Annotated in this window: 24 protein-coding genes; 23 read left to right on the top strand and 1 reads right to left on the bottom strand. The window is 39.5% G+C overall.

Features of this window, described 5'->3' with window-relative positions; genetic code table 11:
• Positions 1–37: 37 nt before the first annotated feature.
• The 22 genes from ACZ9EE_RS07490 (at position 38) to ACZ9EE_RS07385 (ending at position 24358) form a co-directional block, all read left to right on the top strand.
• Complete coding sequence (locus ACZ9EE_RS07490) at positions 38–1114, top strand: BMP family lipoprotein (protein ID WP_476026015.1); 1077 nt, start codon at positions 38–40, stop codon at positions 1112–1114.
• A gap of 201 nt (positions 1115–1315) precedes the next feature.
• A complete protein-coding gene (locus ACZ9EE_RS07485; protein WP_476026014.1) occupies positions 1316–2851 on the top strand; it encodes an ABC transporter ATP-binding protein in 1536 nt (511 codons plus the stop codon).
• A complete protein-coding gene (locus ACZ9EE_RS07480; RefSeq protein ID WP_476026013.1) occupies positions 2844–3890 on the top strand; it encodes an ABC transporter permease in 1047 nt (348 codons plus the stop codon). The genes ACZ9EE_RS07485 and ACZ9EE_RS07480 overlap by 8 nt, the downstream gene beginning before the upstream one ends.
• Positions 3891–4850, top strand: coding sequence for an ABC transporter permease (locus ACZ9EE_RS07475; RefSeq protein WP_476026012.1), 960 nt, complete (start codon positions 3891–3893; stop codon positions 4848–4850). It begins immediately after the preceding gene.
• Positions 4851–5231: 381 nt separating this feature from the next.
• Positions 5232–6512 (top strand): EF-P 5-aminopentanol modification-associated protein YfmF, encoded by a 1281-nt coding sequence (gene yfmF, locus ACZ9EE_RS07470; RefSeq protein ID WP_476026011.1) that lies wholly within the window; start codon positions 5232–5234, stop codon positions 6510–6512.
• Positions 6512–7804, top strand: coding sequence for an EF-P 5-aminopentanol modification-associated protein YfmH (gene yfmH / locus ACZ9EE_RS07465; protein WP_476026010.1), 1293 nt, complete (start codon positions 6512–6514; stop codon positions 7802–7804). Before yfmF ends, yfmH begins: the two co-directional genes overlap by 1 nt.
• 79 nt (positions 7805–7883) lie before the next feature.
• A complete protein-coding gene (ymfI, locus tag ACZ9EE_RS07460) occupies positions 7884–8606 on the top strand; it encodes an elongation factor P 5-aminopentanone reductase (RefSeq protein ID WP_476026009.1) in 723 nt (240 codons plus the stop codon).
• A gap of 81 nt (positions 8607–8687) precedes the next feature.
• Positions 8688–8945 (top strand): DUF3243 family protein, encoded by a 258-nt coding sequence (locus ACZ9EE_RS07455; RefSeq protein WP_476026008.1) that lies wholly within the window; start codon positions 8688–8690, stop codon positions 8943–8945.
• A 190-nt stretch (positions 8946–9135) separates the two neighbouring features.
• On the top strand, positions 9136–9924 hold the full coding sequence (locus ACZ9EE_RS07450; protein ID WP_476026007.1) for a DUF3388 domain-containing protein: 789 nt from the start codon (positions 9136–9138) through the stop codon (positions 9922–9924).
• A 20-nt stretch (positions 9925–9944) separates the two neighbouring features.
• Positions 9945–10841 carry a helix-turn-helix domain-containing protein gene (locus ACZ9EE_RS07445; protein WP_476026006.1) on the top strand — a complete coding sequence of 299 codons (897 nt, stop codon included), beginning with the start codon at positions 9945–9947 and terminating at the stop codon, positions 10839–10841.
• A gap of 51 nt (positions 10842–10892) precedes the next feature.
• Positions 10893–11477, top strand: a complete 585-nt coding sequence (gene pgsA / locus ACZ9EE_RS07440) for a CDP-diacylglycerol--glycerol-3-phosphate 3-phosphatidyltransferase (protein ID WP_476026005.1) — start codon at positions 10893–10895, stop codon at positions 11475–11477.
• 30 nt (positions 11478–11507) lie between these two features.
• A complete protein-coding gene (locus ACZ9EE_RS07435) occupies positions 11508–12764 on the top strand; it encodes a competence/damage-inducible protein A (RefSeq protein ID WP_476026004.1) in 1257 nt (418 codons plus the stop codon).
• A 726-nt stretch (positions 12765–13490) separates the two neighbouring features.
• The gene (recA, locus tag ACZ9EE_RS07430) at positions 13491–14534 is read left to right on the top strand and encodes a recombinase RecA (RefSeq protein ID WP_476026003.1); all 1044 of its coding nucleotides are present in this window, start codon (positions 13491–13493) and stop codon (positions 14532–14534) included.
• A gap of 320 nt (positions 14535–14854) precedes the next feature.
• Positions 14855–16414 carry a ribonuclease Y gene (gene rny / locus ACZ9EE_RS07425; RefSeq protein ID WP_476026002.1) on the top strand — a complete coding sequence of 520 codons (1560 nt, stop codon included), beginning with the start codon at positions 14855–14857 and terminating at the stop codon, positions 16412–16414.
• A gap of 111 nt (positions 16415–16525) precedes the next feature.
• On the top strand, positions 16526–17323 hold the full coding sequence (locus tag ACZ9EE_RS07420) for a TIGR00282 family metallophosphoesterase (RefSeq protein ID WP_476026001.1): 798 nt from the start codon (positions 16526–16528) through the stop codon (positions 17321–17323).
• Between the two features lie 224 nt (positions 17324–17547).
• Positions 17548–17808: a stage V sporulation protein SpoVS gene (gene spoVS, locus ACZ9EE_RS07415; protein WP_003211281.1), complete on the top strand. Its 261-nt coding sequence runs from the start codon at positions 17548–17550 to the stop codon at positions 17806–17808.
• A 454-nt stretch (positions 17809–18262) separates the two neighbouring features.
• Entirely contained in the window at positions 18263–19999 is a 1737-nt protein-coding gene (locus ACZ9EE_RS07410; protein WP_476026000.1) for a 2-oxoacid:acceptor oxidoreductase subunit alpha, read from the top strand.
• Positions 20000–20866, top strand: a complete 867-nt coding sequence (locus tag ACZ9EE_RS07405; RefSeq protein ID WP_476025999.1) for a 2-oxoacid:ferredoxin oxidoreductase subunit beta — start codon at positions 20000–20002, stop codon at positions 20864–20866.
• 280 nt (positions 20867–21146) lie between these two features.
• Positions 21147–22691 carry a tRNA (N6-isopentenyl adenosine(37)-C2)-methylthiotransferase MiaB gene (gene miaB, locus ACZ9EE_RS07400; protein ID WP_476025998.1) on the top strand — a complete coding sequence of 515 codons (1545 nt, stop codon included), beginning with the start codon at positions 21147–21149 and terminating at the stop codon, positions 22689–22691.
• Between the two features lies 1 nt (position 22692).
• Entirely contained in the window at positions 22693–23148 is a 456-nt protein-coding gene (locus ACZ9EE_RS07395; protein ID WP_476025997.1) for a YlbF/YmcA family competence regulator, read from the top strand.
• A 232-nt stretch (positions 23149–23380) separates the two neighbouring features.
• Entirely contained in the window at positions 23381–23926 is a 546-nt protein-coding gene (locus tag ACZ9EE_RS07390; protein WP_476025996.1) for an outer spore coat protein CotE, read from the top strand.
• Between the two features lie 231 nt (positions 23927–24157).
• On the top strand, positions 24158–24358 hold the full coding sequence (locus ACZ9EE_RS07385) for a hypothetical protein (RefSeq protein ID WP_476025995.1): 201 nt from the start codon (positions 24158–24160) through the stop codon (positions 24356–24358).
• Between the two features lie 10 nt (positions 24359–24368).
• Here ACZ9EE_RS07385 and ACZ9EE_RS07380 read toward each other — a convergent pair whose 3' ends face one another.
• Complete coding sequence (locus ACZ9EE_RS07380) at positions 24369–24923, bottom strand: GNAT family N-acetyltransferase (protein WP_476025994.1); 555 nt, start codon at positions 24921–24923, stop codon at positions 24369–24371.
• A 173-nt stretch (positions 24924–25096) separates the two neighbouring features.
• On the opposite strand from ACZ9EE_RS07380, the gene ACZ9EE_RS07375 reads away from it, so the two are divergent.
• Positions 25097–25750 carry a serine/threonine protein kinase gene (locus ACZ9EE_RS07375; protein ID WP_476025993.1) on the top strand — a complete coding sequence of 218 codons (654 nt, stop codon included), beginning with the start codon at positions 25097–25099 and terminating at the stop codon, positions 25748–25750.
• Positions 25751–25766: the final 16 nt, after the last annotated feature.

Below are 25766 nucleotides of genomic sequence, written 5' to 3'. Positions count from 1 at the left end.
TACTAAATCAAACAACATTCTTAGGGGGTATAATACTTTGAAAATGCGTAAAATTGGAATGGCGCTTTCACTAGTTCTTGCTGCTGGGACACTTTTAGGTGCTTGTGGAAAAAGCAATGATACAAGCAAAGGTGGAACAACTGATAAAGGAAAATCATTCTCTGTAGCAATGGTTACTGACGTTGGCGGTGTTGATGACAAATCATTTAACCAGTCCGCTTGGGAAGGTCTACAGAAATTTGGTAAAGACAATAACATGACAAAAGGTAAAGGCGGATATGATTACGTACAATCAAAATCTGATGCCGACTACTCTACTAACTTAAATACACTAGCTCGTCAAAATTTTGACTTAGTATTTGGAATTGGTTATTTAATGCAAGGTGCGGTTGAAGAAATTGCTAAACAGCAAAAAGATAAGCATTTCGCAATTGTTGATTCTGAAGTTAAACAGCCTAACGTTGCAAGTATCCTATTTAAAGAACAAGAGGCATCATTCCTAGCGGGAGTTGCAGCTGCGATGACAACTAAATCCAACAAGATTGGATTTATTGGCGGTATTGAAGGTGCTGTTATTGAACGTTTTGAATCAGGATTTGTAGCTGGTGTTAAAGCGGCGAAACCAGAAGCGACTGTTGACATTCAATATGCTGGTGCCTTTGATAAAGCCGAACTTGGCCAATCTATCGCCTCAAAAATGTACTCTTCCGGCGCAGATGTCGTTTTCCACGCTGCTGGTGGAACGGGTGTTGGTTTATTCAAAGAAGCTAATGACCTTAAGAAAAAAGATCCATCCCGTGAAATTTGGGCAATCGGGGTTGACAGTGATCAAGCCAACATGGGTCCAGATGTTGTTTTAACTTCCGCTCTTAAACGAGTAGACAATGCTGTTATCGACGTTTCTACAAAAGCGAAAGATGGCAATTTCCCTGGCGGAAAAGTTGCTTTATACGGTCTTGCTGAAGACGGTGTTGGTTTATCACCAATCAATAGTAAAGCACCAAATAAAGCCGCTATTGAAACTGCTGTCAAAGAATGGACGGACAAAATTAAATCGGGTACTGTAAAAGTTCCTGGTACCCGTGCAGAATTAAAAACTTTCAGCGCAAAATAAGTTAACAAGGGAATAAGCGGGTCTTACCGCCTGCTTATTCCTTCTTAATGAAATCATAACTGAAGTGTAGAAGCATATTCTACCTTTCATTTATGATTTTAGTGGGGATAAAATCCCTGTTTTTTTAAAAATCTGAAAGGTCTGACCTCTTACTACTATTGGTCAAAATTTCCTTTTATCTTATCGCAGGGAGTGAGAAAAATGGATTTTGTAATTGAAATGCTCAACATTCGTAAAGAATTTGGCGGTTTCGTTGCGAATGATAACATTACCCTTCAGTTAAAGAAGGGCGAAATTCATGCATTACTTGGTGAAAATGGTGCAGGTAAATCCACCTTAATGAACGTGCTATTTGGGCTATACCAGCCGGAGCAGGGTGAAATCCGGGTCAAAGGGAAACCTGTGAAAATCACCAACCCGAATATTGCAAATGATTTAGGAATCGGCATGGTGCACCAGCACTTTATGCTTGTAGATACTTTTACTGTGACAGAAAATATTATTCTTGGCAGAGAAATCACAACTGGCGGTAAAATTGATCTTAAAAAGGCTGAAAAAGAGGTTCGTGAGATTTCTGAACGCTATGGGCTTTCAGTTGATCCACAAGCAAAAATTTCTGATATTTCCGTGGGAATGCAGCAAAGGGTCGAAATTCTGAAAACCTTATACCGTGGCGCTGAGATCGTCATTTTTGATGAACCATCTGCTGTACTTACACCTCAGGAAATTAAAGAACTTATGCAAATTATGAAAACGCTTATAAAAGAAGGTAAATCTATTATTCTCATTACCCATAAATTGAAAGAGATTATGGAAGTGGCAGATCGCTGTACGGTTATCCGTAAAGGTAAAGGGATTGGGACTGTCAATGTAAGTGAAACAAATCCTAATGAACTGGCAAGCTTAATGGTTGGACGTGAAGTAACCTTTAAAACAGAAAAAGCAGAGGCTAAACCACAACAGGATGTTTTATCTGTTCAGGACTTAGTCGTCAAAGATTCACGCGGTATCAATATTGTAAATGGCCTAAATTTAACTGTTAAAGCAGGAGAAATTGTCGGTATCGCGGGTATCGATGGGAATGGACAAACCGAATTGATTGAGGCCATTACTGGATTACGTAAGGCGGAAAATGGAAGCATAAAATTAAACGGAAAAGAATTAATCAACCAAACACCTCGGAAGATTACAGAATCAGGTGTTGGCCATATCCCTCAGGATCGTCATAAACATGGCCTTGTTTTAAACTTCCCAATTGGCGAGAACATGGTGTTGCAAACATATAATAAAAAGCCATTCTCAAAAGGCGGGGTCCTAAATTTTAAAGAAATTTATAAAAAAGCGCGAACCTTAATCAGTGAGTTTGATGTTCGGACACCAACCGAATATACGTTGGCTCGTGCCTTATCCGGTGGAAACCAGCAAAAGGCGATTATTGGCCGTGAGGTAGATCGGAATCCGGATCTGTTAATTGCAGCACAGCCTACACGCGGCCTAGATGTAGGGGCAATTGAATTTATTCATAAAAGGCTCATTGAACAGCGTGACAATGGTAAAGCCGTCTTACTAGTTTCATTTGAGTTGGATGAAATTCTAAACGTGAGTGACCGAATTGCTGTTATCTATGAGGGGAAAATCGTCGCCATCGTCAATCCAAAAGAAACATCTGAGCAGGAGCTTGGCTTGTTGATGGCTGGGTCAAATAGAAAGGAAGCAGGTGAACACTCCCATGCTTAAACGCTTTAATAGTATTTTAACACCAATTATTTCTGTTGTATTAGGTATTATCGTTGGTACCATTATCATGGTTATCAGCGGTTATGATCCAGTGGCAGCTTTCTCGGCCCTGTGGAATGGGGCTTTTGGTGAATCGTATTATATCGGGGAATCGATACGACAAGTTACACCTTATATACTAGCTGGTTTAGCTGTTGCCTTTGCCTTTCGGGTAGGTTTGTTCAATATCGGGGTAGAAGGACAATTTCTAGTCGGCTGGCTTGCAGCGGTTTGGGTGGGAGTAGCCTTTGATCTTCCAAAAGTTATTCATTTACCACTAGCCATTTTAGCGGCAATGGCAGCAGGGGCTTTGTGGGCATTCATTCCTGGCTTTTTAAAAGCTCGTTTCCGTGTTCATGAAGTAATCGTTACAATTATGATGAACTATATAGCCTTACATGTTTCCAATTACATTATTAAAAATATCATCACGGATAATAAAGATAAAACCGATATGATCAAGGATTCTGCATCATTAAGATCGGACTGGTTACAAAGTATTACGGATTATTCACGACTCCATTGGGGTATTGTTATTGCTATTATCGGTTGTATTGTTATGTGGTTTTTACTTGAAAGAACAACAAGAGGATTTGAATTACGTGCTGTCGGTTTTAACCAGCATGCAGCTCATTATGCCGGTATGAGTGTGAACAAAAATATTATCCTCTCTATGGTTATTGCTGGTGCCTTTGCTGGGTTGGCAGGGTCAATGGAAGGATTAGGTACTTTTGGCTATGCCACAGTCAAAGGCGGTTTCACAGGTGTTGGATTTGATGGGATTGCGGTTGCGTTACTTGGTGCCAATACTTCATTAGGGGTATTTTTCGCGGCGTTATTATTTGGGTCATTAAAAGTTGGGGCATTAAATATGCCGCTTGAAGCTGGAGTTCCAAATGAACTGGTTGATATCATTATTGCCTTGATCGTATTCTTTGTTGCTTCAAGTTATATAATAAGGGTATTTCTTGATCGATTCAGTAAAAAGGAGGTGAAGTAAGTGAGCTTAATGGAAATCTTAATCATCGTCGTTCCATCCACCTTATTATGGGCAGCTCCACTTGTCTTCACTGCATTAGGCGGTATTTTTTCAGAGCGTTCAGGTGTTGTAAACATTGGTCTTGAGGGGTTAATGGTAGTTGGAGCCTTCACTGCGATTGTGTTTAACCTTACGTTTGTAGATACATTTGGCAGCTTAACCCCGTGGCTAGCGATTATAGTTGCTATGGTTGCAGGTGCAATATTCTCATTGTTACATGCTGTCGCAGCGATCACATTCCGTGCTGACCATACGGTTTCCGGTGTGGCGATTAACTTATTAGCAACAGGTCTAACCTTGTTCCTTGTCAAGCTTATCTATGATAAGGGTGAAACAGATATTATCAACAAAGGTTTTAACAAAATTGATATTCCGATTTTAAAAGATATCCCGATTATTGGGAAAATATTTTTCCAAAACACTTATTGGACATCATTCCTTGCTATTATTGTGGCGATTATCGTTTGGTACATCGTGTATAAAACACCATTTGGTCTTCGTCTTCGGTCTGTCGGGGAACATCCAATGGCGGCAGATACGATGGGGATTAACGTTACAAAAATGCGTTACCTGGGTGTTATCATTTCAGGAGCGTTAGGTGGAATCGGCGGCGGAGTATACGCTCAATCGATTACCTCTAACTTCAGCCACTCTACGATTAGTGGACAAGGCTTTATGGCAATAGCAGCAATGATTTTTGGTAAATGGCATCCACTTGGGGCAATGGGTGCAGCGATCTTCTTTGGCTTTGCTCAAAGTATCAGTATTATTGGTTCAAGTTTACCGTTCTTAAAAGAAATTCCAAATGTCTACCTGTTAATTGCTCCATATGTATTAACTGTCCTCGCTTTAACCGGATTTATCGGTCGTGCCGATGCTCCAAAAGCAAGTGGTACCCATTATATTAAAGGTAGTCGGTAAATGGAAGAGGCTGACCCAAATGGTGGTTAATGAATAATTTTTCCACACTCTGTTGATTGGAGCGGAAGGCGCGAAGACTCTTGCGGGAGTACGGAGCAGGGGAGACTCCGCAGGAGCGAAGCGACGAGGAGGCTTCCCGTTCCGCCCGCGGAAAGCGAAGTGCCTGGAACGGAAATCAACAGACTAATTTAATGCATAAAAAAGAAGGTGCGCCCTAAAAATTGGGACACCTTCTTTTTTTAATAAAAATAGAAGTAAATTCTTGTGTTGTACGGGCTTGGCAAATTATAGTAAGAAGTATAGGTTTTTTACAAGAGGGAAAGATATAAAGAAAAATGTTTACATATTATAAGTAAGCCCTTTAGAAAAAGGAGGATTACAATGGACTCAACTGCAGAAAAAATCACAGAATTGCAGGGTTATAAACTCCATGTCATTGCAACCGAAAAGTATAAGACCAATACATTCGTTTGGCGAATAAAAGCACCTTTAACAAAAGAAGATGTAACGAAACGAGCCCTGCTCCCTCATGTATTACAAAGCAGCTCAGCCAAACATACTTCCACTGCAGCATTACGCTCTTATTTAGATGAGCTATATGGAGCAACTCTTTATGTTGATTTGGCCAAAAAAGGTGAATATCATGTGATGAGTGTATCCTTAGAAATAGCCAATGAAAAATTTTTAAGCGACCCTGCACCGCTATTGAAAAAAGGATTTGAACTGTTGTCAGAGATTTTAACTAATCCAAATGCAAGCGGAAATGCCTTTGATAAGGAAACAGTGGAAAGGGAAAAACGAGTACTCAAATCTCGGATTCAATCTGTTTTCGATGATAAAATGCGCTATTCCAATGTCCGCCTTCTAGAAGAAATGTGTAAAGACGAACCATATGCCCTCCAGGTAAATGGGGAAGCCAGCGATGTCGATGCAATCACACCGGAAAATTTATACGAATATTATCAAAAGGCCTTTTCAGAAGATGAAATGGATCTATATGTAATTGGTGACGTGAAAGAAGAGGAAGTAAAACAACTAGCAGGCCAGTTACTACAGTTTGGAAATCGTACCCCGAAAAAAATCCAAACCCAAAAATCAACCCAAAGAACGAATGTGAATGAAGTAAAAGAAGTGCAGGATGTTAAACAAGGTAAATTAAATATCGGGTACAGGACCAATATCGTTTATGGAGATTCTGATTATTTTGCTCTTCAAGTATTTAATGGGGTTTTTGGCGGTTTTTCACATTCTAAACTATTTATAAATGTTCGTGAAAAGGCCAGTCTTGCTTACTATGCAGCGAGCCGGCTTGAGAGCCATAAAGGCTTAATGCTGGTCATGTCAGGGATTGATTTAAAAAACTATGACCAGGCAGTCGGAATCATTCATGAACAGATGGATGCGATGAAAAAAGGAGATTTTACCGACCAGGAATTAGAGCAAACCAAAGCAGTTATCCAAAATCAAATTATGGAGACAGTTGACACGGCCAGAGGCTTAACTGAAATTCTGTATCATAATGTGGTTGCAGATACGACGATTTCTCTTGATACGTGGATGAATGAAATGAATAAAGTGACAAAGGAAGAAATCACAGCAGTGGCAGAAAAGATTCAGCTTGATACGATTTATTTCTTAACGGGAACGGAGGCGGGCAAATAATGGAGAAAATTACTTTTGACCAGCTTCAAGAAGAACTCTTTCATGAAAAAATGTCTAATGGCTTAAATGTATATATCCTGCCTAAAAAAGGTTTTAATAAAACCTATTGTACCTTTACAACCAAATATGGTTCGGTAGATAATACCTTTGTTCCACTTGGCAAAGACGAGTATGTCAAGGTCCCAGATGGGATTGCCCACTTTCTTGAGCATAAACTATTTGAAAAAGAAGATGGCGACGTGTTCCAGCAGTTTAGCCGTCAAGGGGCATCGGCCAATGCGTTTACATCATTTACACGTACTGCTTATTTATTTTCTAGTACGTCTGATGTGGAGAAAAACTTAGAGACATTGATTGATTTTGTACAGAGCCCCTATTTCTCTGAAAAAACAGTTGAAAAGGAAAAAGGGATCATCGGTCAGGAAATTACAATGTATGATGATAATCCTGATTGGCGGTTATACTTTGGCTTAATCCAGAATTTATATCAAAATCACCCAGTGAAAATTGATATTGCTGGAACAATTGAATCGATTGCGGAAATTGATAAAGATTGGCTATATGAGTGTTACAATACCTTTTATCACCCAAGCAATATGCTGTTATTTATTGTTGGTCCTGTTGACCCAGAAAAAATAATGACACAAGTGAGAGAGAATCAGGCCAAAAAAGATTATAAGGATATGCCGGAGATTAAACGAAAATTTGAAGAAGAGCCGACGCAGGCTGCAGAAAAGAAACAGGTCCTTCAAATGAATGTGCAAACCTCCAAAACGCTCTTAGGAATTAAGGCCCTTCATGTAGACCAGACTGGCGAAGTCCTGCTTAAAAACGAGTTAACCATGAATGTGCTGCTCGATTTATTGTTTGGTAAAAGTTCCGATAACTATAATAAGCTTTATGACGAGGGTCTTGTCGACGAAACCTTTTCCTACGACTATACGCAGGAACAAGGCTTTGGTTTTGCGATGGTTGGAGGAGATACGGCGGAGCCGGATAAATTATCTGACAGGCTGAAACAAATGCTTCTTGATGCAAAGCATGGAAGTGTGTTTAATGATGAACAGTTAGACAGAGCTAAAAAGAAGAAAATTGGTGCTTTTTTGCGGGCTGTAAATTCACCTGAATATATCGCAAACCAGTTTACTCGGTATGCGTTTAATGATATGAATTTATTCGACGTTGTGCCAACGCTCGAAAAAATAACCCTGCAGGACTTACAAACATTAGCTTCTGAAGTCATTTCAGAGGAACGATTCTCGGTGTGCCAAGTAATACCAAAACAAAAGTAGGCGAGGAAGCGTCGTAACCCGGCGCTTCTTTGTTGTGAAATTGGTGGGCTAGGGTTTACTAAATGAAAGAGTGATGTAATTGAATAAATATGTGTTAGTAACGGGAGCAAGTGGCGGAATTGGACAAGCGGTGGCTATGAATTTAGCAGCAAAAGGTTATCATTTGTATCTTCATTACAATCAAAACGAACAATCGATCAGGGATTTACTAAACAAGCTTGAACCATATGGCGGTGAATATATCCCCATTCAGGCTGACTTTTCCGCCGCAAATGGATATCAGTCTGTTCTGCCGCACATCTTTTCCTTAGATGCCATCATCCATTGCGGGGGGAAAAGTCATTATGGACTGCTGGTTGATTTAAAGCATGACGAAGCCGAAGAGTTATTGAATATTCATGTCCTAAATCCCCTGATGCTAACCAAGGAATTATTACCTAAATTATTAACCAAACGGACAGGGAATATTATTGTGGTTACTTCTATTTGGGGGCAGACAGGTGCTGCATGTGAAGTAGCCTACTCCGCCGCAAAAGGGGCCCAAATCGCCTTTGTAAAAGCGCTTAGTAAAGAAGTGGCCTTAAATGGAATTCGCGTAAATGCCATCGCCCCAGGTGCTGTGGATACGCCTATGATGGAAGGCTTCACACCTGAAGAACTGGAACAGGTTTCCTTTGATATTCCAATGGGAAGAATGGCAAAGCCTGCAGAAATTGCTGCCAGTGCAGCTTTTTTACTATCTGATGAGTCTTCATATATGACAGGTCAGGTGCTGTCGGTCAATGGCGGTTGGTACACTTAAGAAAAATTTCATTGTTAGAATGAATAGTTCAGGGTGCTTTTTCGCAAAATAACCTTGTACTATTCTAAAGGAGGGAATACAATGTCTGTTTTAGAAAACTGGAAACAGTGGGAAGACTTCTTAGCGGATCGCTTACATCATGCACAAAGCGAAGGCATGAGTGAAGGTGCTGTTAATAACCTTGCTTTTCAAATTGGTGACTACTTAGCAAACCAAGTAGAGCCGAAAAATGAACAGGAAAGAATTCTTGCAGATCTTTGGTCTGTTGCGGATAAACAAGAACAGCAAGCAATTGCTAACATGATGGTAAAATTAATTTCAAATAACGGATCACGCTAAGAGAGAGGGACCTAAGGGTCTCCTCTCTTTTTGGTTTTTGCAAACATGATCGTCTCTCCGCTAAGATTTTTAATAAATATATCATATTCATTGTTTTTCCTTTCATCTTCTATCAAAATCATTTATTATAAGGTTTAGACGTGACAGTATAAAAAATTTGTCGAAACTTCTTTTTGGGGGTTTTTTATTAATGAAAAAAGAATGGTACTTAGAATATGAGATTCAGAAGAACCGACCTGGTCTTTTGGGTGATATTTCCTCGTTATTAGGGATGCTTGCAATTAATATTGTCACCATAAACGGTGTGGATGAAGGCAGGCGTGGATTATTAATCCTAGCAAAAGATGATGATCAAATAAAACGGCTTGAGTCAATTTTAAATACTATGGACACAATAAAACTAATAAAACTAAGAGAGCCAAAACTGCGTGACAGGCTGGCGGTTAGACACGGCCGCTATATTCAAAGAGACGCTGATGACAAAAAAACATTCCGGTTTGTAAGGGATGAGCTTGGATTATTAGTTGATTTTATGGCAGAATTATTTAAGCAGGAGGGCCATAAACTAATCGGTATTCGTGGGATGCCTCGCGTGGGTAAAACAGAATCACTCGTTGCAGCAAGTGTTTGTGCTAATAAGCGCTGGTTGTTTGTTTCATCGACTTTATTAAAACAAACGATCCGTAATCAGCTGATTGAGGATGAATATAACGCCAACAATTTGTTTATCCTTGATGGAATTGTTTCTACTAGACGTGCTAACGAACGGCACTGGCAGCTTGTACGTGAAATTATGCGCTTGCCTGCCGTTAAAGTGATTGAGCATCCTGATATCTTTGTGCAGAACTCAGAGTACACGCTAGACGATTTCAATTATATCATTGAACTTCGCAACGACGCCGAAGAGGAAATAACCTACGATGTCGTTGACCAGCATAATATGTTCTCCGGATCTGATTTTGGAGATTTTGATTTTTAATAAATTGGAAGGTGTTAAAGGTGACGGAACTAGGGAATCGATTGAAGGAAGCCCGAATAGCTAAAAACTTAAGCTTAGACGATCTTCAGACCATAACCAAAATTCAAAAGCGATATTTAGTAGGGATTGAAGAAGGAAATTATGCGAGCATGCCTGGGAATTTTTATGTGAGGGCTTTTATTAAGCAATATGCAGAAGCACTCGATTTAAATCCCGATGAAATCTTTGAAACCTATAAAAACGAAATCCCAGCCTCCCATAATGATGAGATACATCAATTATCACGAGTGAAAACGCACAAAGCGATTTCAAAAGGGGATTCTAAAGTATTTGATGTATTGCCAAAGGTATTAATAGGTGTTTTTGTTATTGGCATTGCTAGTCTTTTATATTACTTTATTTCCAACCATGCTGGGAATAATAAGAATCAAGCCATCAGCAATGATACACAGCAGGTTAAACTTGAAAAATCAACCAAACTTGAAAAAGTTAAAGCGGATGAAGTAGCAAAAAAAGACGAGACTAAAAAAGAAGCAGAAACAGTTAAGCCAAAAGAGGAAACGGCCCCGCCTGCGGATACACCTAAGCAGGAGTTAACAGCTGTTCAAACACAGGGCAATACCTCTACCTATGATTTGAAGAATGCTGATAAATTTGTCGTTAAGCTGGTTTCAAAAGGACAAACATGGGTTAGCATTAAAAATGGAAAACAGAAAACCTTTTTCCAAGGAATGCTAATAAAAGGAAAAACTGAAAGTCAAACACAAGATTTGTCTGCAGAAACGATGGCTATTATTAGAATCGGAAACGCTGCAAATACAGATATTTATGTGAATGACCAAAAGCTCGAGTACGCTATACCAGCAACAGCTAATGTTCAGAACATCAAGATACAACATGTTCTGAAGAATGAATAGTCATCTGCTGATGGCTATTTTTCACTTTTTCAATGATAAGGAGAAAAAAATATGAATATTCCTAATAGAATAACGGTATCAAGGATCCTCTTAATTCCATTATTCTTAATTATTATGCTCGTACCCTTTGATTGGGGGGACATGCATCTGCTAGGGGCAGACTTACCTGTAACTCATTTTGTTGGTGCACTTATTTTTATCATCGCTTCATGTACAGACTGGGTGGACGGTCACTATGCCCGAAAATATAACCTAGTAACGAATATGGGGAAATTCCTCGATCCATTGGCTGATAAATTACTAGTATCAGCCGCATTAATTGTTCTCGTTGAGCTTCCTGATGTCTATGCACCATCGTGGATAGTCATCGTTATTATCAGCAGAGAATTTGCGGTTACTGGACTCCGCCTGTTACTCGCAGGTGAAGGTGAGGTTGTCGCAGCGAATATGCTTGGCAAAATTAAGACATGGACACAAATTATCGCCATTTCTTCACTCTTATTACATAATATAATTTTCGAAGTGATTTCGTTTCGATTTGATATTTTATCATTATGGGTAGCGATGATTTTTACGATTTGGTCTGGCTGGGATTATTTTGCCAAAAACAGCCATGTACTAAAAAACTCAAAATAGGACTGCCGATATTTTAAAGGGGGGATAGGCTTGAAGAATGCTGAAATAATTGCAGTAGGTTCGGAGTTATTGCTCGGACAAATTGTGAACACTAATGCTCGATTTATCTCACAGCAATTAGCGGACCTTGGAATTAACGTCTATTTTCATACAGTTGTGGGGGACAATCCTGATAGGCTGCTTTCTGCCATTGAAACGGCAGAGGGCCGGGCGAACATCATTATATTTACTGGTGGGTTGGGACCGACCAAGGATGATTTAACCAAAGAAACCATTGCCCGTCATCTAAGTAAAAATCTCGTGATGGACCAACAGGCATTAGAATCTATTGAGCAATATTTTACACGGACCAATCGGGTTATGACGGAAAATAATCGTAAGCAGGCATTAGTATTAGAAGGCTCGCACATCCTTCCAAATGACCACGGGATGGCTCCTGGAATGGTACTGGAGACAAACGGTAACACATACATTCTTTTACCTGGTCCACCAAAGGAAATGGAACCGATGTTTCGTCAATATGGCTGCAAGGCCCTGACCTCTAAAGATGCAGCGAATGAGAAAATTGTTTCTAGGGTACTGCGTTTCTTTGGAATCGGGGAAGCGGCATTGGAAACGGAAATTATCGATATCATTGATGCACAAAGTAATCCTACGATTGCTCCGCTTGCAGGTGATGGGGAAGTGACCCTGCGCCTAACGGCAAAACACGTAGATGAGGACCTTGCCCAGTCCATGCTGGATGAAGTGGAAAAAGCAATTAGTCAACGTGTTGGTCAGTATATCTATGGATATGATAATACTTCATTATTAGCTGAACTGACAAAAGTTTTAAAAGAAAGAAACCTAACGATTACGGCTGCGGAAAGTTTAACTGGGGGATTGTTCCAGAAGGAGTTAACCTCGGTTGCCGGTGTTAGTTCTGTTTTTAAAGGTGGAGTGGTTTGCTATTCAAATGAAGTTAAGCACAAGATTCTGCAAGTGAGACAAGAAACGCTTGAGAACGATGGTGCGGTAAGTGAACAATGTGCTATAGAGCTGGCGGAAAATGGAGCTTCATTATTAGGTACTGATATTGGGATCAGTTTCACTGGTGTAGCAGGTCCGGATGAGCTGGAAGGTAAGCCGGTAGGCACCGTTTATGTTGGGGTTGCTATTCAGGGAAGACCGACGGTAGTGGAAAAACTTACTCTCGGAGGAACTAGGGAAGCAATCCGCAATCGTGCGGTGAAATATGGTTGTTATTTTATCTTAAAAAATTTAAAAGAATCACAGAATGCTAAATAGTGTTCTGTGGTTTTTTGTTTTTGGAGTGGGGTCGGGGTTGGGGTTGGTCGGGAGAGCAGGATGATTTGTTGCTATTGGACAAGTTATTAGAAGGCAAGGGGTTTTTGATCAATAGGACAGTTCTAATGGACAGTTAGGCTGCGATCAAAGAGGAAATTGTCCAATAGGGTGGTTCTAATGGACAGTTAGGCTGCGATCAAAGAGGAAATTGTCCAATATGGCCGTTCTAATGGACAGTTAGGCTACGATCAAAGAGGAAATTGTCTAATAGAGAAGTTCTAATGGACAGTTAGGCTACGATCAAAGAGGAAATTGTCCAATAGGGCAGTTCTAATAGACAGTTTAGCTAAGGAATAAGAGAGTTTTGTTCTATAGAGCGCTCCTATAAGACAAATTACCAAAGTCATAATATATTTTTGTCCAATAAGCAATTTCTACTAGGGGCCTCCATAAAAATTCCTTCTTTATAAAATCATAGAAGTTTCATTTTCAGATAAAAAGAGAAAATATAATTATTAGCTAGTTAAATGCAGTAAAAAGACAAAAACGGGGTTAATACAGCTGTTTTCCTAGTATTAATTGTTAACAAATAGGTCGAATAAATGTTCGCCTTTTTACTCGACAAATAGACTAAAAGAAGGTATAGTAATAATAGGATTTATATTAATAGATTTCAACGCAATAATTTAACTTTAATTCTTTATATATAAAAAGGAGGAACTATTTGTGAGTGACCGTAAGGCCGCCTTAGAAATGGCGTTAAAGCAAATAGAAAAACAATTCGGTAAAGGTTCCATTATGAAAATGGGAGAAAAAACCGAAACAAGAATACAAACTGTTCCGAGCGGCTCCTTAGCACTTGATGCGGCACTTGGAGTAGGTGGATACCCTAGAGGACGTATAATTGAGATTTATGGTCCGGAAAGCTCTGGTAAAACAACCGTTGCCCTTCATGCAATTGCAGAAGTACAAGCAAAAGGCGGACAAGCAGCGTTTATTGATGCCGAGCACGCTCTTGATCCAACATATGCACAAAAACTTGGTGTTAACATTGATGAATTACTATTATCACAACCTGACACAGGTGAACAGGCGCTTGAAATCGCTGAAGCTTTAGTACGAAGCGGTGCTGTTGATATTATTGTAATTGACTCCGTTGCTGCCCTAGTTCCTAAAGCAGAAATCGAAGGCGAAATGGGTGACGCACACGTAGGTTTACAAGCCCGCTTAATGTCACAAGCTCTTCGTAAACTATCAGGTGCGATTAATAAATCAAAAACAATTGCAATCTTTATTAACCAGATTCGTGAAAAGGTCGGGATCATGTTCGGAAATCCCGAAACCACACCTGGTGGCCGGGCCTTAAAGTTCTATTCCACTGTCCGTCTTGAAGTACGCCGTGCAGAAACTTTAAAGCAAGGCACTGAAATGGTTGGTAACAGAACCAAAATTAAAGTCGTAAAGAACAAAGTGGCTCCGCCATTCCGTACGGCTGAAGTTGATATTATGTATGGAGAAGGAATCTCTAAAGAAGGCGAGATTGTCGATTTAGGTTCTGAACTAGATATCGTCCAAAAAAGCGGATCATGGTACTCTTATAACAATGAAAGAGTAGGCCAAGGCCGTGAAAATGCGAAGTTATTCTTAAAAGAAAATACTGGTATCCGTGATGAAATCAACCAAAAAATCCGTGAACACTTCGGTTTAGATGGAGAAAAAGTTGTAACGGAATCAGAAGATGAAGATGAACAGATTAATTTATTAGAATAGGTCTAAGTAGAGCAAAGCCTGGAATAGGTTTTGCTTTTTTCTTAAAAATGCATTAAAATGCATTTGTGTTTATAAATATGCGTTATTGATATTATAAACTATTATGTAGATTAGGCTAATTTCTAAATATTTCAAAAAGCTAATCGGACAAAGCCTTGACAATAAATATTCACAGCTTTACAATTAACATGTATATTTTACATTTTTGGAAATATTACATTGCGAAAAGCCTTGGTGCTTGCTGTATGTTGAGTCTAAACAATGTACATGCCGACACTTAAAAAAAAAACAAAAGTTCATAGCAAGAGGAGGTGTAACGATTGGATTTAATTACTATCATCTCCATTTTGCTTGGCCTTATCGTCGGTGCCGTTGTTGGCTATTTTGTTCATAAATCCATTGCTGATGCAAAAGTAGCAGGTGCAAAGAATGCTGCAGAACAGATTCTTGAAGATGCGAAACGTGATGCTGATTCATTGAAAAAAGAAGCTTTGCTAGAAGCAAAGGATGAAATTCACAAGCTTCGTACTGAAGCTGAACGTGAGGTTCGTGAACGAAGAAATGAAATGCAAAAACAAGAAAACCGTTTACTGCAAAGAGAAGAGAATTTAGATCGAAAAGACGAAACGTTAAACAAGCGTGAAAATCTTTTAGAAAAGAAGGATGATTCTCTAAACCAAAGACAACAGCATATTGAAGAGATGGAAAGCAAAGTGGACGAGTTGGTACGAAAACAACAAACTGAACTCGAACGTATTTCGAGCTTAACGCGCGAGGAAGCAAAAGCAATCATTGTCGACAGAATGGAACAAGAATTAACCCATGACACGGCTATAATGATTAAAGAAAGTGAAAATCGGGCGAAAGAGGAAGCCGACAAGAAAGCGAAGGAAATTCTTTCCTTAGCCATCCAGCGTTGCGCTGCTGACCATGTTGCGGAAACGACTGTTTCTGTCGTCAACCTTCCAAATGACGAAATGAAAGGTCGGATTATCGGCCGTGAAGGACGAAATATTCGTACCCTTGAAACATTAACGGGAATTGATTTGATTATTGATGACACTCCTGAAGCTGTCATTCTATCAGGCTTTGATCCTATTCGGAGAGAGACGGCTCGCTTAGCTTTAGAGAAGTTAGTTCAAGACGGACGGATCCATCCGGCCCGAATCGAGGAAATGGTTGAAAAGTCCCGTCGGGAAGTGGATGAATATATTCGTGAAGTCGGAGAGCAAACAACCTTTGAAGTGGGAGTCCATGGACTTCATCCCGATCTTATCAAAATCCTTGGCCGCTTAAAATTCCGTACTAGCTACGGTCAAAACGTCCTTAAACATTCTATGGAAGTGGCTCAGCTTTCGGGTTTATTGGCTGCTGAACTTGGTCAGGATGAAACACTTGCCCGTCGTGCAGGATTACTTCATGACATCGGTAAAGCAATTGACCATGAGGTAGAAGGAAGCCATGTGGAAATCGGGGTAGAACTTGCAACGAAATACAAGGAACACCCTGTAGTAATCAATAGTATTGCATCCCACCATGGTGACACAGAACCTACATCCATCATTGCCGTCCTTGTGGCAGCAGCAGATGCTTTATCAGCTGCTAGACCAGGCGCTCGCAGTGAAACACTCGAAAACTATATCCGCCGCCTTGAAAAGCTTGAGGAGATTTCAGAGTCTTATGAAGGCGTTGAAAAATCTTTTGCGATTCAAGCAGGTAGAGAAGTCCGTATTATTGTAAGACCAGACGCAGTTGATGATCTTGCTGCCCATCGATTAGCACGAGATATTCGTAAGCGAATCGAAGAGGAACTTGATTATCCTGGACATATTAAAGTAACAGTAATCCGTGAAACACGGGCTGTTGAATATGCAAAATAAAGCGGTGCGTATGCACTGCTTTATTTTTTTGACCAGCTCATAGGGATTAAAGAAGAATCATATGTGATACAATTTAAACAATACTAATTTTTTTCAACGAAAGGGAATATAATGAACCTACTTTTTATCGGTGACGTCGTCGGCTCCCCGGGGCGGGACATGGTGAAGGAATATCTGCCAAAGTTAAAAGAAAAATATCGGCCTCATTTTACGATCATTAATGGTGAAAATGCAGCGGGCGGTAAGGGGATAACCGAAAAAATCTATCGTGAATTTTTGAGCCATGGTGCCCAGGCGGTTACACTGGGCAATCATGCATGGGATAACCGAGAGATATTTGAATTTATCGATTCGGCAAAAAATATGGTACGGCCTGCAAATTTCCCAGAAGGTACACCGGGAAAAGGACTTGCATTTTTTAAAGTAAATGAATTCGAAATAGCTGTAATAAATCTACAGGGTCGAACCTTTATGGCGCCACTGGATTGTCCATTTAAAAAAGCAGATGAATTAGTCCAAATTGCCCGAGAAAGGACGCCTTTCATCTTTGTGGACTTTCATGCAGAAGTCACCAGTGAGAAGCAGGCCATGGGCTGGTATTTAGATGGAAGAGTGTCTGCTGTTGTTGGTACCCATACGCATGTTCAAACGGCTGACAGCCGGGTTTTGCCAGGTGGTACGGGTTATCTATCAGATGTGGGCATGACAGGCCCTTACGACGGCATTCTTGGTGTGGAAAGGGAGGCTGTACTCAAAAGATTCCTAACAAGCCTGCCAGTCCGATTTGAAGTGCCGACGTCCGGCAGAAACCAGCTGAGTGCCGTTTACATTGAATTAGATAGAAAAACAGGTTTTTCAAAAAAAATCGTTCCCATCCAAATCAATGACGATCATCCTTATTATAGTTAAAAACTTCCAATTAGGAAGTTTTTTTTGTCTTTTTAACCTTTGTTGAACTCCCCGATAAAAATCATTCAATTCGTGAGTTCGTTTATTGCGAATATCTTGACTTTTTTCGTCCAAGCTGGAATATGTCTTTTCAGAGCTGAATATAGTAGCAGTGGAATGTTATAACCTGATTTGTTCATGAACTGCTCATGCGGGATCGGGATTTTTCTAAGGGGGAGCTAGGAATGGAAATATTAAAAGTTTCAGCAAAATCTAATCCTAATTCTGTAGCTGGTGCACTTGCCGGAGTTCTGCGTGAAAGAGGTGCAGCAGAAATACAGGCAATTGGTGCGGGTGCATTGAATCAAGCCGTAAAGGCAGTAGCGATTGCAAGAGGATTTGTAGCACCTAGCGGAGTTGATTTGATCTGTATCCCTGCGTTTACCGATATTTTGATTGACGGGGAAGAACGCACAGCCATTAAGCTAATTGTAGAGCCGCGTTGAAAGAGATAGGCCGCAACATGTAAACATCCAGAATTCACATACTGACCTGCTTGGAAATCATTCCAGCAGGTTTTTTGCTGTTAAAAGCATATAAAAATTAAGATAATACTATTCTGCTATATAACACAAACCTAAATGAGAATAATATTTATAGTAAAGAAATCTAGTATTTGCATATCTAATCGTTAATTTTAACGAAATTTTCCTAGTGAAGTAATGGCCATTTTTTAATAATAAAAAAATATTCATATTTTCGACAATATTTCGTGCCAAAGGGTTGCAATTTTGAGTTCTTAGGTCTAGAATTGTAAGCGTTTAGTACATATTCTCAATTCTGACTATTTAGTCTTCATACCGTTTTCACAGGCTAATTTCTAGTGGATTACTTGGAATTGTGCTACAATTAATATGATTTAGACTACTTAATTATACATATCCAAAGGGGTGTAAGGGAATGATCAATCAACTTTCATGGAAAGTTGGCGGACAACAAGGGGAAGGTATTGAAAGTACTGGGGAAATCTTTGCTATCGCACTGAATCGCCTAGGATATTACTTGTATGGTTATCGTCACTTTTCATCACGTATTAAAGGCGGTCATACAAATAATAAAATCAGAGTTAGCACTACAGAGGTTCGCTCTATCTCTGATGACCTGGATATCCTTGTAGGATTCGACCAAGAAACTATTGATGTTAACTACAAAGAACTGCACAGTAATGGTGTAATCTTAGCTGATGCAAAATTTGATCCAAAGAAACCTGAAGACACTGAGGCCTCCTTGTATGCGGTTCCATTCACTGAAATTGCAACAGAACTAGGGACTTCCTTAATGAAGAACATGGTTGCCATCGGGGCTACCTCTGCCGTTCTAGATTTGGATATTCAAGTTTTTGAAGAAGTAGTTCGCGAGATTTTTGGTAAAAAAGGTGATAAGGTTGTAGCCAAAAATATGGATGCCATTAAAGCGGGCTACGATTATATGAAAGAAAAAATGGATGCATCTGTACCGACGATGGTACTTGAAAAAGCAGATGGCAAACGCCGTATGTATATGATTGGAAATGATGCAATCGCGTTAGGGGCTATGGCAGGCGGATGTCGATTCATGGCTGCTTACCCTATTACACCTGCTTCAGATATCATGGAATATTTAATTAAGAAATTACCGGCTGTTGGTGGAACAGTAATTCAAACAGAAGATGAAATCGCAGCAGCAACAATGACGATTGGTGCAAGCTATGGTGGTATCCGTGCGATCACAGCTTCATCTGGTCCTGGGTTATCATTGAAAATGGAAGCAATCGGACTAGCTGGTATTACAGAAACTCCGCTTGTTATCGTTGATACACAACGTGGAGGTCCTTCTACAGGTCTTCCAACAAAGCAAGAACAGTCTGACTTAATGGCTATGATTTACGGAACACATGGTGAAATTCCAAAAATCGTCTTAGCGCCAAGTACTGTTCAAGAAGCATTCTATGATACAGCAGAAGCCTTTAACCTGGCTGAAGAATATCAATGTCCGGTCATTGTATTGTCTGACCTTCAATTGTCATTAGGTAAGCAAACCGTTGAACCTTTAGATGTATCTAAAGTAGAAATCCGACGTGGAAAGCTTGTAACTGAAGAGCTTCCTGAAATTGAAAACAAAGGCTATTTCAAGCGCTATGAAGTAACAGAAGATGGCATTTCACCTCGTACCATTCCTGGTATGAAGAACGGAATCCACCATGTTACTGGTGTTGAGCACGCTGAAACTGGTAAACCATCAGAATCTGCTTCAAACCGGATTGCACAAATGGATAAACGCTTCCGTAAAGTTGAAAATATTCGCTTTAACACACCTGTTTATAAGAATGCACCACATGAAAATCCAGATTTATTAATCGTAGGGTTTAACTCTACTCGCGGTGCCATTGAAGAAGCGATGGTTCGATTAGCGAAAGACGGCTTGAAAGTAAATCATGCCCAAATTCGTCTAATTCATCCATTCCCATCGGAGGAAGTTCTTCCATTAGTACAAGCTGCGAAAAAAGTAATCGTCATAGAAAACAATGCGACAGGACAGTTAGCAAACATTATGAAAATGAATGTTGGTCATGCTGATAAAATCACAAAATATGTTAAATATGATGGGAATCCATTCCTACCACACGAAGTTCATTCAAAATGTAAGGAGTTGTTCTAGATGGCCACTTTTAAAGACTTTAGAAATGATGTTAAACCGAACTGGTGCCCAGGCTGTGGCGACTTCTCCGTACAGGCAGCAATGCAGCGTGCAGCAGCAAATTGTGGGTTACAACCAGAAAATTTAGCAGTTGTTTCAGGGATCGGCTGTTCAGGACGTATCTCTGGTTATATTAATTCATACGGCTTCCATGGCATTCATGGCCGTTCACTTCCTATTGCCCAAGGTGTTAAAATGGCAAACCGTGATTTAACGGTCATTGCTTCCGGTGGTGATGGTGACGGTTATGCGATTGGAATGGGGCACACCATTCATGCAATTCGTCGTAACGTTGATATTACTTACATCGTGATGGATAACCAAATTTATGGTTTAACAAAGGGACAAACATCTCCTCGTTCGGCAGTAGGTTTTAAAACAAAATCCACTCCGATGGGTTCAATTGAACAAGCGATTTCTCCAATGGAAATGGCATTAACAGTTGGAGCTACATTTGTCGCACAAAGCTTTTCGACAGATTTAAAGGATCTTACTGCCTTAATTGAAGCTGGAATTAAACATAAAGGATTCTCCTTAATTAACGTGTTCAGTCCATGTGTAACTTACAATAAAGTCAACACATATGACTGGTTTAAGGAAAATCTAACAAAACTAAGTACAATTGAAGGATATGATCCGTCTAATCGCGAACAAGCAATGCAGACATTAATGCAGCATAATGGCTTAGTTACCGGTCTAATTTACCAAAACACTGAGCGTCCTTCTTATCAAGAATTAATTCCTAGTTATTCCGAAGAGCCATTAACAAAGGCTGAATTAAACCTTGATCAAGCACACTTTGATAAGTTAGTTGCAGAATTTATGTAATAGATGAAACACCTACCCGTGGAAGACTATTCCGCGGGTTTTTTAGCGCTTATATTCACAGACAGTGCGGCTAGTTTCTGAACTTCTTTTTAATAATATTTCTTATCAGTGGTTTCACATGATAACTCGTGTGTTGACAGGGTTTTCTATTGTTTTCAGTCATGTAAACCTTTATACTATAATAATGTGCGGACTTTCATAGTAAGCTCAGGTAATAAATAACAAATGAAAATTTAATAGACATTTGAGGCTATTTTTTAAAGAAAGGGGTTTATGAACCATGAATGAAAAACAACGATTAGAAGGCCAGCAAGTAGCAGCTGCTAATTCTTCGGACAAAAAATCCGCCAAGGATTACAGCAAATACTTCGAACAAGTGATTACCGCACCTTCCTTAAAAGATGCGAAAAAGCGTGGTAAGGAAGAAGTAAAGTATCATAATGACTTCGCTATTCCTGAAGAGTTTCGTGGAATGGGTGAAGGTCGTAAGTTCTATATCCGTACTTATGGATGTCAAATGAATGAGCATGATACGGAGGTAATGGCAGGGATCTTTCTTGCATTAGGCTATGAACCAACCGACAACACGGAGGATGCGAATGTTATTCTTCTTAATACATGTGCGATCCGTGAAAATGCTGAAAACAAAGTGTTTGGAGAGCTTGGACATTTAAAGGCACTAAAAATGGAAAAGCCAGACCTGCTCTTAGGTGTTTGTGGCTGTATGTCACAAGAAGAATCGGTTGTTAATAAAATTCTAAAAACCTATCACCATGTGGATATGATTTTTGGTACACACAATATCCACCGCCTTCCTAATATTTTACATGAAGCTTACATGTCAAAAGAAATGGTTGTCGAAGTATGGTCAAAAGAAGGCGACGTCATTGAAAACCTTCCGAAGGTACGTCGTGGGAAAATCAAAGCATGGGTAAACATTATGTACGGCTGTGATAAATTCTGTACCTATTGTATCGTTCCATATACACGCGGGAAAGAACGGAGCCGCAGACCGGAAGAAATTATCCAGGAAGTACGCCATCTAGCCGCACAAGGTTATCAGGAAGTTACCCTGCTGGGTCAAAACGTAAATGCATATGGAAAAGACTTAGAAGGAATGAACTATGGTCTAGGTGACCTAATGGATGAATTACGTAAAATTGATATTCCAAGAATTCGTTTTACCACAAGCCATCCACGCGACTTTGATGACCGTTTGATTGAGGTTCTTGCCAAGGGCGGTAACTTAATGGACCATATTCACCTTCCAGTTCAGTCAGGATCAACAGATGTTTTAAAAATTATGGCTCGTAAATATACAAGAGAACAATATTTAGAGCTAGTGAGAAAAATTAAGGCCGCAATCCCAAATGTTGCTCTCACAACTGATATCATTGTTGGCTACCCAAATGAGACAGATGAGCAGTTTGAAGAAACGATGTCACTTTATCGTGAGGTAGGTTACGAATTAGCGTATACCTTTATTTATTCCCCACGTGAAGGTACACCAGCTGCCAAAATGGAAGATAATGTTCCAATCGAGGTGAAGAAAGAACGTCTTCAACGCTTAAACAATTTGGTCAATGAGCTTTCTTTAGAAGCAATGAAAAAGCATGTTGGTCAAACCGTTGATGTATTGATCGAAGGGGAAAGTAAGAACAATCCGGACGTCCTTGCTGGTTATACGACTAGAAATAAGCTTGTCAACGTCATCGCACCAAAATCAGTGATTGGAAAAATCATTAAAGTAAAGATTACAGATGCAAAAACATGGTCATTAAATGGAGAAATGGTTGAAGAATTAGAACCAGTTGAGGTGAAATAAAGTGGCGAAGTATACAAAAGACGATATCGTCGCTCGTGCAGCAGATCTAGCTCGAATGATTGCAGAAACAGACGAAGTAGATTTTTTTAAGCGGGCAGAAGCTCATATTAATGAAAATCAAAAAGTTAAAACGTTAATTTCTGATATTAAAGGACTGCAAAAGCAGGCTGTGAACTTACAGCATTATGGTAAATCAGAAGCATTGAAGAAGGTTGAAGACAAAATTGCTGCAATTGAAAAGGAATTGGATGAGATTCCAGTAGTTCAGGATTTCAAACAATCCCAAGTAGATGTAAATGACCTGCTTCAATTGATTGCTTCCACTATTTCTAATACAGTTACCGATGAAATTATCGTTTCAACAGGTGGAGACGTATTAGCGGGGGAAACAGGCTCGAGCTTAAAAAATGGCGGCGGTGCTTGTGATAACCATAACGACTGTGATCACGACCACTAAAAAAACAGACCAGGCTTCTCAATGAAGTCTGGTTTTCTTTTTGTCTTTTTTTCAAAAAACATCTCCATTACCTTCCTGTTAAAGTACAGGCATTGAAAGTCACACACCTATAAATCCCGCATAAAATGAAGCATGACTAAACTTTTAACCAGTATTCGCAAAATTATATATCACACTAGTCTAAGTTCACGCATACGATGAAATGAAAATGAATGAGGAGGGTTCGCGCGAAATGGGAGAATATAGAGAGATAATCACAAAGGCCGTAGTAGCGAAAGGACGTAAATTCACCCAGTCCAATCATACGATTAGCCCGGCGCATAATCCAACAAGTATTCTTGGCTGTTGGATCATCAACCATAAATACAAAGCGAAAAAAGTTGGCAAAACGGTAGAGATACATGGCTCGTATGATATCAATGTTTGGTATTCATATAATGATAATACCAAAACAGAGGTTGTAACTGAATGCGTTCAGTACAAAGATACCATTAAATTAAAGTATCGTGACCATGACTGCCTCGATGACAATGAAATTTGTGCTCGAGTACTGCAACAGCCTAACTGCTGTGAAGCCGTCATCTCCCCTAATGGTAACCGCATCATCGTCCATGTCGAAAGGGAATTCCTTGTTGAGGTTATAGGTGAAACGAAGGTATGTGTCCGAGTAAGCCTAGAAGCCTGCAAAGACAATGATGATGATTGGGGATTAGATGTGGATGACGAAGAATTTGAGGAACTAAACCCAGATTTCTTAGTCGGCGGGGAAGAGGAGTAACGACACTAGGAAGGTAAAACTTCCTAGTTTTTTTCTTTTTATCAACATATGAAGAATATTTGGACTTTAGACTTAACAAATAAACTGAGCTCCAAATGGTAATACATAGCAGGATATAACGACTTGAGGACATTGACGGTTGGCGGATTGTTCTGATGAATTCAGCGGAGATTTAAGTTTGATGAATGATTATTAAAAAACTCAGCAAGCTAGACTCTAGGAGGTGTTAATATGGAGCCGCAACAACCGGGAAATAAAAAGATAGCCGATTTTGATCAATTGAATGATCGGATTATACTTGAAAGTACGCCAACACCGATGATTGTCATTAAAACAAATCTTGATCCGAAGAATGTAACAGAAAATAATCCTTATTACCAAGATGAGGATGTAAAGAATCCAAAAGCTGTTAAGAATTATTTTGAAGAATAAAAAGCCAGGATTATTCCACCTGGCTTTTTTCCCATTCTGGTTTTAATAGCGATAACATATACGTATCATGGAGAATCTCATCTTGAAACATATAGCCGCGTAGTAATCCTTCGTGTGTAAACCCCAATTTATCAAGTAATGCCAGGGAGGCAATATTCTCTGGGTAAACAATCGCACCAATTCGATATAATCCCAGCTGTTCAAAACTAAACCTAATCACTTCACTAACGGCCTCAGCTGTAAACCCTTTTCTCCAAAAGGCGGGATGCAGCTCATAACCGATTTCCGCCCGTTTGTTTTTAAGATTGAGCACATTTAGACCAACGGTACCAATGATTCTTTGATTTTCCTTTAACTTGATCCCCCAGCGAATTCCCCGCTTATCGAAATAGTTTTTGTGAAACATATCAATTAATCGAGTAGCTTCAGCTTGTAAGGTGAAGGGACTGGTTCCATAAAAACGAGTCACTTCATCTAATGATAATATCTCATAAACCGCATTCATATGTTGATGGGTTAGTTCAATTAATTTTAATCTCTTGGTTTCCAAAATCGGAAAAGTCATCGACACACCTCTTTTTTTTCACCGTTTCCATCTAAAATGGCAGTTAGAGCCAATATTTCTTTAATTGTATATTGGCTGAATAGAAATATCTAGATTAAACCCAACGATGAATGAATTTTTTTGGTAAAATTCAGACAAAGGGACGTAAGTCAAGAATGATAGAAGGTGTGTAAATGAACATTAAAGAGTATGTTAACCTGATCAATACAGAATTATTGCCAAATATAAACTTATCTGTGTTAAATCCATTTGATCCAATCGCAGTGGATAATCGCTCCCATTCCTGGAGGACAATTGGCTGTGGCAATTATGCAGGGGTTTTCTTCCATGAGTCTTACCCGGAAGTAGTAGTAAAAGTGTATGGCCGGAGTCATGCGGAGCTTGTCAAAGAAATTGGAGTTTATCAAAAACTAGGAAACCATGAAACCTTTTCAAGACTCTATGCTTACGGAGACAATTATTTAGTCTTAAAAAAGCTGGAAGGAATTACGTTATTTAATGCACTGATAAAAGGAATCCAAATTCCTAAGCTCGTCATTGAGGATATTGATGATGGTTTAGATTATGCCCGGTCAGTCGGCTTAAATCCTTTTGATGTCCATGGCAAGAATGTCGTAATGTTTGAAGGAAGAGGCTATATTGTGGATGTATCTGATTTTTATAAACAAGGCTATTGCCGCAAGTGGGACGATTTGAAAAAAGCGTATCACAAAATTTATCGGCCTTTTCTATATAAATACCATCCGCCAATTCCTTTTTCAGTCGTAGACAGCATTCGTAAGGGGTATCGGATGTATCGGAGATTTAAAAGAAAATGGGAAAAATAAACTATCCAACTGAATT

This window comes from Bacillus sp. URHA0034 (genome assembly GCF_056280405.1).
This window is presented reverse-complemented; position numbering and strand designations above follow the sequence as displayed.